Here is a 14,371-nt window from a genome sequence, read left to right on the forward strand (position 1 = left end):
AATCGGTAACAATTAGCCCGAGAGAGTTTAAGTGGTGGTTATGAAATTGACAATGAATGCTGTATGTCGTGCTGTGAGTAAAAATTATCGTATGGTGCTTATTGCTGCATCCCTCTTGGCATCGAGCCAGGTTAATGCAGAATCGGTTCTATGTGATGCTACTCAAGCAAGCACTAATCAATTACCACAGCTAGAACAATCATGTCCGATCGGTAAGGGTGTTTGGGGCAGCAAGGCGCCTAAACGTCATTCAACTAATGAACTGTTTTGGGTTCAATGTGGCCTGCTTAATAAGCCTTTGTCATTGAACCGAGCAAAGCCCCTATATGAGAAAATCTCGACCAACGTTTGGATGAAGCCTGAAGGCGGAGACTATCGTTGCTTAATCGGACCTTATTCTACCTTCTTGGATGCGAGAAAAGACCTCGCTCAGGTGCGCAAGGTTCCCGGTTATGGTGAAGCCTTTATTCGCATGGTCGATAAGTCGAAAACCTCATCACAGCCTATCGTTGCAAAATCGGCAGAGCCAAAAATGGTTAAGCCTAAAGATCCTGTAAAACCAAAACCAGTAGCGAAGCCTGCACCGAAACCTGTGGTCGCTACTTCAGCGGTAGCGGCAACGAGTACAGCCGCAATCCAAGCGATTCCTAGCAATGGTTCAAGTTCGGGCAATGATCTCGATATCGAAGTTCGTGTAACCGCTAATGTTGCGGGCAAAAAGTATGCGGTGCCATATTTGTCTGGCCATAAACAGCAGTTCTATATGGAACAGGGAAAGCCTTGGAGCCGCTTGGACTTTGGCAGCGCCGAACTTGTGTGTAATCAGATCGGAATGAAGTTGATGAATGAACAGCAGTGGCAGAGCATCTTAGGCTCAAAAGTGATGGAAAACCAAAACTGGCCAATGCATCTACCTTATTGGGGCGCGGATAAGAAAGGCCTGTTCACCAACGGTAACGTAAACCAACTTAAAGGCTCTTCATTACTCAATGTGATGTGCGTTAAGTAATAACGACCTGTTATAAGACTAAACAAGCCTCAGCCATTGCTGGGGCTTTGTTATTTATGCTTCTAACTTTCTCAACCTCGGTTTTACTGTGAATGCTGACCCGTTTCTTCAATATTAATTTGATTAAAAATCGCTAAAAATTGTTCAAATAGCGCAGTTGGTGCGTAGAAAACTATAACTCAAGCAATAAGGTGATTGAGATTATGAGTTTGAAGAAACGATTAGAAGACGTAGCCCCGCGTTTTGAAGCCGGAGGTAAATACGAAAAGCTTTACCCAGTCTATGAGGCGTTTGCCACCATCTTTTATACGCCCGGAAACGTAAACCGAGGCTTGACCCACGTTCGAGATAGTATCGATCTCAAACGTATTATGATTTTGGTGTGGCTGGCGACTTTCCCTGCCATGTTCTGGGGGATGTATAACGTCGGACACCAAAGTGTCTCGGCACTAACATCCAGTTATCAACTTAACGAACTTACCTCGGTCATCGAGAGCAGCTGGCGCTTGTCGTGGGCATTTGGTGATGCACAGTCCTTAATGGCAAGTGGCTGGGGGAGTCAGATGTTGCTCGGCGCCCTCTATTTCTTACCTGTGTACGCGACGGTTTTCGTTGTCGGTGGTTTTTGGGAGGTGTTGTTTGCCGTTGTGCGTAAGCACGAGGTCAACGAAGGCTTTTTTGTTAGTTCGGTTCTCTTTGCCTTAATTCTTCCGCCGACTATCCCGTTGTGGCAAGCAGCGCTAGGTATCACCTTTGGTATCGTTGTCGCGAAAGAGCTGTTCGGTGGTACAGGACGTAACTTCCTTAACCCTGCACTCGCAGGCCGCGCGTTTCTCTATTTCGCTTATCCAGCCAACATGTCGGGTGGGCTTGTGTGGGTTGCCGCTGACGGCTATTCAGGCGCGACACCACTGAGTCAATGGTATGAGGGTGGCAGCACTTCGCTTATGAATAATATGACTGGCGAGGCGATAACGTGGATGGACGCGTTTGTCGGCAACATACCGGGCTCGATGGGTGAGGTTTCTTCATTGCTCATCATGTTGACGGGTCTGATTCTGATTGTCATGAAGATCGCCTCTTGGCGCATTGTCGCCGGTGTGATCATTGGCCTCGTCGTGACTTCGAGTTTGATGAACTGGATTGGCTCTGATACCAACTCAATGTTCTCGATGCCGTTCTACTGGCACTTTGTGTTGGGCGGTGTTGCCTTTGGTACTTTCTTTATGGCGACCGACCCAGTTTCTGCCGCTTTTACCAATCAGAGTAAGTGGGCTTACGGGATTCTTATCGGTGTGATGACGGTCGGTATTCGAGTGCTCAACCCGGCTTATCCAGAGGGCATCATGTTGGCCATCCTGTTCGCCAACCTTTTCGCACCACTGTTCGACTTTATTGTGAAAGAGCAAAATATCAAACGTAGACAGAAACGAACATTGCGCTGATTTAGGTGGAATGAGGGAAGGTTACTCCCATAAGAAAGGCTTGCAACGTTGCAAGCCTTTCAATTTTTATCGCGATTAATTTGAAGTTGATTCAACTCCACTTCAAATCAATCTCGAACGGTTGGGTGTTACCACAATGCTCACCACACATCTCGTCGTAGGCACTGTTATGAATAAGCGTGGCCGATGCTACACCTTGGTCGCTAAAGTGGTCGCGCGCTTGGTTAACACTTAAAAACTTCATTGGGTGCTGGTGGTCGTCTTTAATTAACCGTTTTTGTTCGCCAACGATTTGGTAAGCCAAGTAGATCCCGCCTTCAAATGATTCAATTAGTAGATTCATCATAAACTCCATTGCTGTTCTTGATAGGTCAGTATCTGTGTTACGTAGAGTTGGGGAGTAAGGTTCAAGAATGGGCATAAAAAAAGCAGGCACAAGGCCTACTTTTTAAGAGATATCAATAAAAGACGTTGATTATCTCATCGTTACAAATTCTTCGCTGCCCGTTGGGTGAATCGCCACAACAGAGTCGAAGTCTGCTTTGGTTGCGCCCATCTTCATTGCAACGCCGAAGCCTTGAATCATTTCATCAACAGTGAAACCGATGCCGTGTAGACCAACTACTGTCTCTTCTTCGCCAGCACATACTAGCTTCATCTTACAAGGTTGACGGTGCTGAGTGACTGCAGTGTACATTGCAGTAAAACCAGACGTGTATACCTTGATGTTGTCTTTGCCGTATTGCTCTTCAGCTTCTTGAGTCGTTAGACCAATTGTGCCGATAGGTGGGTGGCTGAATACAACAGTAGGAACGAGCGTGTAGTCCATCTTCGCATTTGTTTGGCCGTTGAATAGACGCTCAGAAAGCTGACGACCGGCTTTCACAGCAACAGGTGTTAGCTCGATGCCGCCTTCCATGATGTCGCCAACACAGTAGATGCCAGGAACGTTGGTTGCTTGGAACTCGTCTACTTTGATGTAGCCACGGTCGTTAGTTGCAACGCCCGTTGATGCTAGGTTGATAGCGTCAGTGGCTGGGTGGCGACCGATAGCCCAGATTAAGTGGTCAACGTTTTGAGTGTTGCCGTTCTCTAGGTGTAGAGTCAATGTGCCGTCTGCTTCTTTCACTACTTCTTTTGGAACAGAGTGTGTGTGAAGTGTTGGGCCTTCCGCTTCCATTACTTCAACCAATGTCTCGATGATCATTGGGTCGAAGCTACGTAGTGGTGACTCTTTACGACAGAAAAGATGTGTTTTTGTGCCAAGCGCACTTAGTACGCCTGCGATTTCTACTGCGATGTAGCCTGCGCCGATTACAGCAACACGCTTAGGTTGCTCCATCAGGTCGAAGAAACTATTTGAGTCGATACCGTGCTCTGCGCCAGGGATGTTTGGAATGGTTGGACGACCACCCACTGCGATCAGGATGTGATCAGCTGTGTAGTGCTCACCGTTAACTTCAACAGTCTTCTCATCGACAAACTTAGCAAAGCCTTTGATTACGTTTATTTTGTTGTTACCAAGGACACGATCGTAAGATTGGTGGATACGACCAATGTACGCTTGACGGTTTTCAACCAGTTTGCCCCAGTTGAAGCCTTTTACGTCAACGTCGAAGCCGTAGTCTTTTGAATATAGGTTGATTGCTTCGGCAACTTGAGCACCGTGCCACATAACCTTTTTAGGAACACAACCAACGTTTACACAAGTACCACCAAGGTCTTGAGCTTCGATAAGTGCAACTTTTGCACCGTGCATTGCTGCGCGGTTAGCTGATGCGATGCCGCCTGAACCGCCGCCGATACAGATGTAATCAAAATGAGCCGCCATTACTTTCTCCATTTATTGAAGGTTGTGGGTACAGTGATCGCACTGAACACCTACGTCCTATAGATTCTTAAATTGTCTAATTATTATATTGAGGGCAGATTGGTTGAACTCAATCTCCCTGTTTAAAATTTATTCGTGTATGTCACAGTCTATTGAAGACTCTTCAAACTATGCCATCGAGTTTGAGATTACTCGGGTACGATCCACTCTACTTTGAAGTGACCGGTCGCCGGCGCAATTGCTTCCTTCAAGAATGGAAGAATTTCGTTCATTTGGCTTTCTAGCTTCCAAGGTGGGTTGATAACAATCATGCCTGATGCTGTCATGCCACGCTCGTTGGTGTCTGGTGATACGCCAAGTTCGATTTGTAGAATCTTGTTGATGCCTAAGCTTTCTAGCCCTTCGATCATGTCTTCGATGTCACAACGATTTACCACTGGGTACCAAATTGCGTAGATACCGGTTGCCCAGCGCTTATGGCTTTGAGCAATCGCAGTCACAACATCACGATACTCTTTTGCCAGCTCGTAAGGTGGGTCGATAAGAACCAAACCACGACGTTCTTTAGGTGGCAGGCTGCCTTTTAGGCGTTGGAAGCCATCTTCTTTGTAGATAGATACCTGACGATCGCGGTGGAACTCTTGCTCCAGTAGTGGATGGTCTGCAGGGTGAAGCTCAGTCAGTACCATGCGGTCTTGGTCGCGCAGGTGTGCACGTGCAACACGTGGTGAACCTGGGTAGAAACGCAGTTTCTCGCCATTGTTGAGTGCTGAAATAGACTCAAGATAGCTTTGAATGTCTTCAGGAAGTTCTTGTTGCCCCGCTTCACTTGCAAACCATAGACGTGCAATACCTTGCTTGTATTCGCCGGTTTTTTCAGACCATTCATGCGTTAAGTCGTAACGACCTACACCAGAGTGAGTGTCATGATAAACAAAAGGCTTATCCTTCTGTTTCAAAGAATTAAGAATAAGGCTCTGTACGATATGCTTTACTACGTCGGCATGGTTACCTGCGTGGAAGCTGTGGCGATAACTTAACAAATTAAACTCTCGTAACACTCTCGAATTAGAGTGTGGTTAGTGTAGGTGGGGTTAATCCGACTATTATAACCCTCAATGGACCATAAATTCTCGATCAATTCAGGAACAGTCGTTCGCAATATGCAGTTAGTTATTGGTTCTGCTATTGAAATTTGCCTTCATGGGCACTATTTAATAACTATTCGCAGGTGATTTTTTAGGGTGCCCCTAGCTTGATGACTGTAAGACGACCTCATTACCCAAAAGACGAAAGTCTCTAAAGCCAAAGGAATGTTTATATGTCTAACCCGCTATTAACCTTCACGGACTTACCTCCGTTTTCACAAATCAAACCTGAGCACGTTAAGCCAGCGATTGAGCAAGTGATTGAAGCGTGTCGCAACAAGATAGAACAAGTACTTGAAGGTAATACTTCTCCAAGTTGGGACAACCTCGTTGCTCCGATTGACGAAGTGGATGATCGTTTAGGCCGTATTTGGTCACCAGTAAGCCATATGAATTCTGTGATGAACAGCGATGAGCTGCGTGAGGCTTATGAGAGTTGCTTGCCTGTACTTTCTGAATACGGCACTTGGGTTGGTCAACATAAAGGTTTGTTCGATGCTTACAAAGCGATCAAGGCGAGTGAAGCATTCTCGGCATTAGACCAAGCTCAACAGAAAACCATTACCGACGCACTGCGAGACTTTGAATTGTCAGGTATTGGCTTACCTGCAGATGAGCAGCATCGTTACGGCGAGATCAGCAAGCGCCAATCTGAGCTAGGCTCTCAATTCTCAAACAACGTGCTTGATGCCACCATGGGTTGGAGCAAGCAGGTAACAGACGTGGCTGAACTGGCTGGTATGCCTGAGTCAGCATTGGCAGCAGCACAAGCGGCGGCGGAAGCTAAAGAGCAGGAAGGTTACCTACTGACTCTGGATATCCCTTCATACCTACCGGTGATGACGTACTGTGATAACCAAGAACTACGTCAAGAGCTGTACGAAGCTTACGTAACTCGTGCTTCAGATCGCGGTCCAAATGCAGGTAAGTGGGATAACACCGAGATCATCACGGAGCAACTTAAGCTGCGTCACGAGATCGCTCGCATGCTGGGTTTCAGCACCTACAGCGAAAAATCACTGTCGACCAAGATGGCAGAAACGCCAGACCAAGTGCTGGGTTTCCTTAACGACCTCGCAGTAAAAGCAAAACCACAAGGTGAGCGAGAAGTAGAAGAGCTACGTCAGTTTGCTGAGAAAGAGTTCGGTGTTTCTGAGTTAAACCTGTGGGACATCGCTTACTACAGCGAGAAGCAAAAACAGAACCTGTTCGAGATCTCTGATGAAGAGCTTCGTCCATACTTCCCTGAGTCGAAAGCGGTTTCTGGTTTGTTCGAAGTACTCAACCGTGTGTTTGGTATGTCGGTGAGTGAGCGTGAAGGTGTAGATACATGGCATGATTCAGTACGCTTTTTCGATATCTTTGATGCGACAGGAACATTACGCGGTAGCTTCTACCTAGACCTATACGCACGTGAACACAAACGTGGTGGCGCTTGGATGGATGACTGTCGCGGTCGTCGCATTACTCAATCTGGCGAGCTACAAACGCCAGTGGCTTACCTAACGTGTAACTTCAATAAACCGGTTGGCGATAAACCCGCACTATTTACTCACGATGAAGTCGTGACTTTGTTCCACGAATTTGGTCATGGTATCCACCACATGCTAACGCAAGTTGAAGCGGGGGCTGTGGCAGGTATCAACGGTGTACCTTGGGATGCTGTTGAGCTACCTAGTCAGTTCCTAGAAAACTGGTGTTGGGAAGAAGAAGCGCTGTCGTTTATCTCTGGTCACTTCGAAACAGGTGAAGCCTTACCAAAAGAGATGCTAGAGAAGATGCTAGCGGCAAAGAACTTCCAGTCAGCGATGTTTATCCTACGTCAGCTAGAACTTGGCCTGTTCGATTTCACGCTGCATACAGAATACGATCCAGAAGTCGGAGCACGCGTACTAGAAACATTAGCCGACGTGAAGTCTAAGGTTTCGGTACTGCCAAGCCTTGATTGGAACCGCTTCTCACACAGCTTTGGCCACATCTTTGCTGGTGGCTACAGCGCTGGTTACTACAGCTATCTATGGGCAGAAGTATTGTCTGCAGATGCGTTCTCCGCATTTGAAGAAGAGGGTATCTTCAACACTGAAACCGGCAATCGCTTCCTGAACAATATCCTTGAGATGGGTGGCAGCGAAGAGCCTATGGAGCTGTTCAAACGCTTCCGTGGTCGTGAGCCTCAAATCGATGCGATGCTTCGTCACGCGGGTATTCAAGCTTAGGTTTGTGATTCCCTTATATTGCTAGCTGCATAGCTTATATTAGGCAATAGAGCTTAGATTCGAGACGACATAAGCTAGATAGATTAAAGGCTGAACATTGCGTTCAGCCTTTTCTTTTTGAGTTGACCTAAACATAATCTAGTGCGTGTATAGATTATGGGTTCACATTGCGATTGATTGGGTTTTGCAGCGAGATAAGAGTCTCAGTCGATTGAACCTCGTCGATCGCCTGTAATTTATCAATCAGTACGAACTGCAACTCTTCGATCGATTTACACATCAGTTTAACGAAAATGTTGTAGGCGCCAGTGGTGTAGTAAGCCTCAACCACTTCATCCAAGGCATTCAGTTTTGCAATGGCTGAGTGGTAGTCGCGAGCTGCGTTAAGGTTGATGCCAATAAAACAACATACGTCGTAACCAAGCTTCTTGGTGTTTACCACAACCTCGGTTCGCTCAATAATGTCGGCCGATCTCATCTTTTCGATACGAACGTGAATCGTCGCGGGGCTGACATCGAATTTCTTTGCCATTTCAGCATAAGGCGTGCGCGCATCTTCCATCAAAGTTTTGAGAATAGCACGGTCTAGGTCATCCAGACGAGCAGTTGTTGTGGACATGCGTAAACCCTTATATCGAATGAAAATAGTTCGGCTAGAGTACATATCATAGCCAAGGTTGATGATATTAGCAGTAACTATAGGGTTAAGGTGAATTCAGTGCGATTTTGGTTGTTTTTTCTTGTGATGTGTTGGTGATCCACCCTTACCATTAAGGTTTTTTCTGGACAGACGATTTCCACAAAGGACCAGCGGCAGAACTTGACCGAGATGGTCTGTCTTATCGTGTCGTTTACTTCGATAGTAAGCGCTCTCAAAATCCTGATTATCTTGAGTGTGCTTATCAGCTTTATCACACCACACCAATGCAATTGAATGCTTAATTAATTGGTCAATGGTGTTTTTCAATAATATTTAGAAAAAATGCCCTGTATTTGAATCATCAAGAAACAGGGCATTGATATTGAATGTGAGTATGGTTAGGGCGTGTTGACCTTTCTCGGTTAAATTAGCTCGAAAGCTCAACACGCCCTAGTTACTAATGACTTGTCGTGTCGTTACTAAGCAAAAGTTTGAGAACTGCTCTGTAAGAAACGCTTGTTTCCCAATAATCTTTTTGCTCTTAAGCACGTAGGTATGTTCGTTCAATTTTCCTTTGAAATTCCATTTGCTAAAAGCTTCATGTCGAGCGTCAGCACATGAGGTTTGCAAAATATAGCTTTCAGTGACTGAGGTATCACATCCACCTTCGATATTTTTCACACCATGAAAAGTCACATGACTCTGACGATCACGATAAGTGGTTACAGCCAGCGCATTGAAAAGATGGATACCATCAGACTTATTAACATAGGGCAGCATTCTATGGGGATTTTCTTTTAACGTGGCAGTTGCCAAATCCTTAAGTTCAGAAGAGCAGGGGATAGCTTGGCTCTCAAAAATACTGTCCATTGATGTTTTCGCTTGAGCGATATTAAACAAGCTTGGTAAAGCGAGCAGCGAACTTAGCACATAAGCAAATAACTTCATATTTATACTCCGAATCAATACTTGGTCATAGGCATAACCGTAAGTAGCACGTCAAAACTTTTACTGTTGTCGTCAACTAAAGTTACTTTGATTTCTTGGCCGGGCTCTAAAGCTTCTTTAACACCCATAAACATTAGGTGGTAATCTTTTGGCTTTAGCTCAATAGAACCTTTTGCAGGTATCTCCAGCGCATCAACTTTACGCATCGCCATCTGACTATCACGCATAAACATACGATGGAACTCTGTATGTTTTGCGATAGAGGAGTTTGCCTCTACAATACGAATAGGCTTGTCGGTATCGTTGGTGATCTTCATATAACCTGCGCTAACCTTTACCCCTGGAATCGTTGCTTTAGCACGGGCATTTTCGATCGTAAGTGCGTCATTAATGGTTTGTACTTCGTGATATGTTTGTGTATCAGTAGTTACTGTGTCATGAGCGCCATGGTCATGTGCAGAAGCTTGGAATGCAGCGAGTGCTAAGACGACTGATAATACGGTCTTTTTCATAATTTTCCCTATAGTTTTAGTTATTAGCAAGGGCTTTGCTATGAGCACGATCAATACCTGCAGCTAGCTCAATAGGCGTTGTTGTGTGGCTCATTGCATCAACCAGCTTTCCTTCTGGGTTAATAATATAGAAAAGAGATGCGTGGTCTACGGTGTAGCTAAGTTCAGAAGACTCCATGTCAACTAAATCAAAGTAAACACCATACTGTTGTGTTAAGGCATCTATTTCTTTTTTAGTTCCTGTTAGTCCTTTCATGCGTTTATCAAAATACTTTGCAAATTTGTCAAGAGAGTCAAGATCATCGCGACCAGGATCGACACTGATAAAGATACCTTGTACGTTTGCATATTCTTCAGGCGGTAACATAGAAAAAGCGGCCGACATCACACCCATTGAAGAAGGGCAGACTTCAGCACAGTTTAGGAATCCAAAATAGAGAACGACAGTTTTCCCTTTAAATTGGTTAAGGGTGACGGTGCCATCAAGGCTATTCAATTGGAATTCACCGCCAAGATCTTTCAGCGCTTTTTGTTTTTCTCCGATCGGGATTGTGCTGTTGTTGATGTAAAGTGCGAAGATGCCAGCGAGGGCAAGTGCTCCAAGAAGGAGCACAATTTTTACAGGGTTTTTCGTCATTAAATTTGATCCAGAAGAGTAGAGACTACTGTATTACTAGCTTGAATATTTTCTGATAGATCTCCCTCTGAAAAGTCGAGAGAAATAAGTAAACAAAACACCATGATGTTAGCGATTGAACAAAGTAACATCTGCTTGCCCCATTGGGCATCGGGCACTTTTTGGTAACCCATTTTGGCAATATATAGCCAGTGAAGACTCATTAAACCGATACTCAGTGCATACCAGCTTCCCGCATAACCGAGGTAATTGAGTCCCAAAGCAGAAACAGCAAACGCAATAATATAAGCAATGATGTGTAAACGAGCACGTTCGATCCCCACTTTTACAGGTAGAACTGGAATGGATGCTGCTTTGTAATCATCGAATCGGTAAATGGCGATGGCATAGGAATGCGGAAGTTGCCAGATACAGAAAGTAACAAATAAGATTGCAGCGCCAGCATCAAAGTCGCCTGTCACTGCGCAATAACCGATAGCCGGAGGACATGCACCTGAAAGTCCGCCTATCAGGGTGCCATAGATGGATTTACGCTTATAATAAAGGCTATATAAACCAACATAGACAACGAACCCGAGCACACCAAATTGAAGTGCAATCGCTGTTGTGAATTGGCTTAGTATATAAAAGCCAGATAAACCTAATACTGTAGCCCAAATAAGCGCGTGAGATACAGGTATAACATTTTTGACAAGCTCCCTCTCACAGGTGCGTTTCATTAACCGATCGATATCTTTATCGATCACGTTGTTGAAAACGCAACCAGATGCAACGATGAGGCTAGTACCCATGCAAACAGCAAGCAGTAATAGCCAATCGATATTGCCTTGAGAAGCGAGAAGCACACCACCGATGGCGGCAACTAAGTTGCCGCCGATAATACCGGGTTTGGTGATTTTTAAATAAGGTCTATACATCCTGAAACCCTATTAATAACCCATCAGCATATTGTGATTTAAGTGTTCCATAATCCACAACGAACCGATGAGGATAATTGCAACGATTACCACAACAAAAACGGCGGAAGAGGTATTCCACATCTGTTTTGATGAGGTGTTCATGTGTAAAAAGTAAACCAGTTGAACAAAGATTTGTGCTACTGCGAAAACCATGATTACACCAATGATTAGCGGCTTAGAGCCGACTCCAGCCATCACCATAGCAAAAGGTACTACAGTAAGAATGATGGATAGAATTAAACCATTCAGATACTCTTTTACGCTACCGTGAGCCTGTCCACCTTGGTCGTGTTCAGATGAATTAGCCATTATAATACCCCCATCAAGTAAACAACGCTGAATACACAGATCCAAATCACATCTAGGAAATGCCAGAATAAGCTCAGACAAGCTAAACGAGTTTTATTGTCTTCAGAAAAGCCGTCACGCTTGAAGTGAACGAATAGAACAATCATCCAAATCAGGCCTGCAGATACGTGCAGACCGTGCGTTGCAACAAGTGCATAGAAAGATGACCAGTATGCACTACTGTGGAAAGTGGCACCTTCATGACTGAAATGCCAGAACTCATAAAGCTCCATTACTAAGAAAGACAGACCGAGCGCAAAGGTAATGCCCAGCCATTTAAGCATACCTTTCATGTCTTCTTTGTTCGCCTTTAGCATCGCCATGCCAAAAGTGAAACTACTAAGAAGAAGTAGGGCAGTTTCACCAGCAACGAAGGTTAAATTGAACAGTTCAGTTGGCTCAATTTGTCCAGCAAAGCTGCTAGAGAAAACAGCAAACACTGCGAAAAGCGTACCGAATAATAAACAGTCACTTAAGATATAAATCCAAAAGCCAAAGATCGTATCGCCTGCATAATCATGATGGTCATGGTCATGGTCATCGTGATCATGACCGCCATGTGACTGAACAGCGACGTTTGGTTCAAATGTATGTTTAACTTCTGTAGTCATAATTGCTGTCAGTCCCTATGCCATAACAGGTTTTAAGTCAGAAGAATCATCTTCATCCTGATCTTCGTCTTTGTTTTCTTCGCGAGTCAATTCTTGTTCGCCATTAACACGTGCTAGATGAGCACGTTCAATTGCTTCAACTTCAGCGACTTCAACGTAGTAGTCTTTGTTGCGCTCAAAACTGTATGCAATCCATGATGCCAAAATGCCAACACCACTAGCGATGACCATCCACCAGATGTGCCATACAAAAGCAAAACCCAGTGTTAATGCAAATGCGCTGATCACAACACCTGCCCAAGTATTCTTTGGCATATGGATGCGCTTGTAACGCTCAGGTGCTTTGTACGCTAAACCGTTCTCTTTTGCATAGTGGTGTTCATCACGATCGTGAATCTTAGGAAGAGTCGCGAAGTTGTAGAACGCTGGTGGTGAAGAGGTTGCCCACTCAAGTGTACGTCCATCCCAAGGGTCACCGGTAAGATCAAGGTTCTCTTTACGGTCACGAATACTTACGTAAACTTGGTAGAACTGAGTCGCAATACCCGATGCAATGATAAATACGCCAAATGCAGAGATCCAAAGTAATGGTGCCCACTCAGGGTTATCAGCAACATTCAGACGACGTGTCATACCACTGAAACCTAGAACGTAAATTGGCATGAAGGTTACGAAGAAGCCGACAGTCCAAAGAACACAAGAAAGTTTGCCTAGTCTCTCGTCTAGCTTGAAACCCGTTGCTTTCGGGAACCAGTATGTGAAACCTGCAAAGTAACCGAATAGCGCACCACCGATAATCACGTTATGGAAGTGAGCGATAACGAATAAGCTGTTGTGAAGTACGAAGTTTGCTGCTGGAACTGCAAGCATAACACCCGTCATACCACCAATTGTGAAGGTAATTAGGAATGCAATTGTCCACCACATGCTCGCTGAAAACTCAACGCGACCTTTGTACATAGTAAATAGCCAGTTGAATATCTTAACCCCAGTCGGAATTGAGATAATCATCGTAGCAATACCGAAGAAAGCGTTAACACTTGCCCCTGCACCCATAGTGAAGAAATGGTGTAGCCATACAACGAATGACAGAATCATGATGACGGCTGTTGCCCACACAAGTGAGACATAGCCGAACAGACGTTTGCGTGAGAATGTCGCTGTGATTTCTGAGAAGATACCAAAAGCAGGTAAAATCAGAATGTATACTTCAGGGTGACCCCATGCCCAGATAAGGTTAACGTACATCATTACGTTGCCGCCCATATCTGTTGTGAAGAAATGGGTGCCAATGTAACGGTCAAGTGTCAATAGCGTTAACGTTACTGTCAGAATTGGGAAAGCCAAAACAATCAGTGCGTTTGCACATAGCGACGTCCATGTAAACACAGGCATTTGCATCAGTTTCATACCTGGTGCACGCATGCGAATAATGGTAACAACGAAGTTAACACCGGTCAGTAGGGTACCGATACCAGAGATCTGTAGCGCCCAGAGCCAGTAGTCGACACCCACCCAAGGACTGTATTCCATACCAGATAATGGTGGGTAAGCAAGCCAACCTGTTGCAGCAAATTCACCGATAAATAGTGACATGTTAATCAGAATTGCACCAACAACAAATAGCCAGAAGCTCAAAGAGTTTAAAAATGGGAAGGCTACGTCACGTGCACCAATTTGAAGTGGAACGATGATGTTCATAAGGCCAACCACGAATGGCATGGCAACGAAGAAAATCATGATTACACCATGGGCACTAAAGATTTGGTCGTAGTGCTCTGGAGGTAGATAACCAGTTCCATTGATGGTTGCTGCTGCTTGTTGAGTACGCATCATGAAGGCGTCAGCGAAACCACGTAAAAGCATTACTGCCGCAACAATGATGTACATGATACCGATTTTTTTATGGTCGACGGAAGTAAACCATTGTCCCCATAAATACTTCCACTTACCGTAGTAAGTGATTGCAGCTACAAGTGCTAGTCCACCCAAAAGAGCGCCTAGCATAACCGGTAATATGACTGGGTCTGTAAATGGAATCACATCCCAATTTAGTTTGCCGAAGAT

The 14,371-nt window shown here is 44.9% G+C and carries 14 protein-coding genes and 1 pseudogene; 4 read left to right on the forward strand and 11 right to left on the reverse strand.

The window, feature by feature from the left end; translation table 11 throughout:
• Nucleotides 1-40: 40 nt before the first annotated feature.
• The gene (locus ACMAZD_RS00265; RefSeq protein ID WP_435248116.1) at nt 41-1,009 is read left to right on the forward strand and encodes an SPOR domain-containing protein; all 969 of its coding nucleotides are present in this window, start codon (nt 41-43) and stop codon (nt 1,007-1,009) included.
• Between the two features lie 203 nt (nt 1,010-1,212).
• A complete protein-coding gene (locus tag ACMAZD_RS00270) occupies nt 1,213-2,454 on the forward strand; it encodes an NADH:ubiquinone reductase (Na(+)-transporting) subunit B (protein ID WP_435248117.1) in 1,242 nt (413 codons plus the stop codon).
• 91 nt (nt 2,455-2,545) lie between these two features.
• On the opposite strand, the gene ACMAZD_RS00275 is transcribed toward ACMAZD_RS00270, so the two are convergent.
• The 3 genes from ACMAZD_RS00275 to ACMAZD_RS00285 form a co-directional block, all read right to left on the reverse strand.
• A complete protein-coding gene (locus tag ACMAZD_RS00275) occupies nt 2,546-2,797 on the reverse strand; it encodes a DUF6482 family protein (RefSeq protein ID WP_435249306.1) in 252 nt (83 codons plus the stop codon).
• Nucleotides 2,798-2,929: 132 nt separating this feature from the next.
• Nucleotides 2,930-4,285: a glutathione-disulfide reductase gene (gorA, locus tag ACMAZD_RS00280; RefSeq protein ID WP_435248118.1), complete on the reverse strand. Its 1,356-nt coding sequence runs from the start codon at nt 4,283-4,285 to the stop codon at nt 2,930-2,932.
• 188 nt (nt 4,286-4,473) lie between these two features.
• On the reverse strand, nt 4,474-5,328 hold the full coding sequence (locus ACMAZD_RS00285; protein WP_029226000.1) for a 23S rRNA (adenine(2030)-N(6))-methyltransferase RlmJ: 855 nt from the start codon (nt 5,326-5,328) through the stop codon (nt 4,474-4,476).
• 278 nt (nt 5,329-5,606) lie between these two features.
• Here ACMAZD_RS00285 and prlC point away from each other — a divergent pair, with 278 nt between their 5' ends.
• Complete coding sequence (prlC, locus tag ACMAZD_RS00290; RefSeq protein ID WP_435248119.1) at nt 5,607-7,649, forward strand: oligopeptidase A; 2,043 nt, start codon at nt 5,607-5,609, stop codon at nt 7,647-7,649.
• Nucleotides 7,650-7,803: 154 nt separating this feature from the next.
• Here the strand turns inward: prlC and asnC are convergent, their stop codons facing one another.
• Nucleotides 7,804-8,268: a transcriptional regulator AsnC gene (gene asnC, locus ACMAZD_RS00295; RefSeq protein ID WP_009848066.1), complete on the reverse strand. Its 465-nt coding sequence runs from the start codon at nt 8,266-8,268 to the stop codon at nt 7,804-7,806.
• 104 nt (nt 8,269-8,372) lie between these two features.
• Here asnC and ACMAZD_RS00300 point away from each other — a divergent pair.
• Nucleotides 8,373-8,567 (forward strand): annotated as a pseudogene (locus tag ACMAZD_RS00300) (hypothetical protein); the annotation flags it as partial.
• A gap of 172 nt (nt 8,568-8,739) precedes the next feature.
• On the opposite strand, the gene ACMAZD_RS00305 reads toward ACMAZD_RS00300, so the two are convergent.
• Genes ACMAZD_RS00305 through cyoB form a run of 7 tightly spaced genes read right to left on the reverse strand, consistent with a single transcriptional unit; the run spans nt 8,740 to nt 14,371 of the window.
• Entirely contained in the window at nt 8,740-9,237 is a 498-nt protein-coding gene (locus tag ACMAZD_RS00305) for a hypothetical protein (protein ID WP_435248120.1), read from the reverse strand.
• Nucleotides 9,238-9,251: 14 nt separating this feature from the next.
• Nucleotides 9,252-9,749: a copper chaperone PCu(A)C gene (locus ACMAZD_RS00310; RefSeq protein WP_435248121.1), complete on the reverse strand. Its 498-nt coding sequence runs from the start codon at nt 9,747-9,749 to the stop codon at nt 9,252-9,254.
• Nucleotides 9,750-9,765: 16 nt separating this feature from the next.
• The gene (locus ACMAZD_RS00315) at nt 9,766-10,386 is read right to left on the reverse strand and encodes an SCO family protein (protein WP_435248122.1); all 621 of its coding nucleotides are present in this window, start codon (nt 10,384-10,386) and stop codon (nt 9,766-9,768) included.
• The gene (gene cyoE / locus ACMAZD_RS00320; RefSeq protein WP_435248123.1) at nt 10,386-11,303 is read right to left on the reverse strand and encodes a heme o synthase; all 918 of its coding nucleotides are present in this window, start codon (nt 11,301-11,303) and stop codon (nt 10,386-10,388) included. Before cyoE ends, ACMAZD_RS00315 begins: the two co-directional genes overlap by 1 nt.
• Nucleotides 11,304-11,315: 12 nt before the next feature.
• Nucleotides 11,316-11,654: a cytochrome o ubiquinol oxidase subunit IV gene (gene cyoD / locus ACMAZD_RS00325; protein WP_435248124.1), complete on the reverse strand. Its 339-nt coding sequence runs from the start codon at nt 11,652-11,654 to the stop codon at nt 11,316-11,318.
• Nucleotides 11,654-12,304 (reverse strand): cytochrome o ubiquinol oxidase subunit III, encoded by a 651-nt coding sequence (gene cyoC / locus ACMAZD_RS00330; protein ID WP_435248125.1) that lies wholly within the window; start codon nt 12,302-12,304, stop codon nt 11,654-11,656. Before cyoC ends, cyoD begins: the two co-directional genes overlap by 1 nt.
• Nucleotides 12,305-12,319: 15 nt before the next feature.
• On the reverse strand, nt 12,320-14,371 hold the full coding sequence (cyoB, locus tag ACMAZD_RS00335; RefSeq protein WP_435249307.1) for a cytochrome o ubiquinol oxidase subunit I: 2,052 nt from the start codon (nt 14,369-14,371) through the stop codon (nt 12,320-12,322).

The organism is Vibrio sp. nBUS_14 (genome assembly GCF_051201655.1).
GTDB lineage: Bacteria > Pseudomonadota > Gammaproteobacteria > Enterobacterales > Vibrionaceae > Vibrio.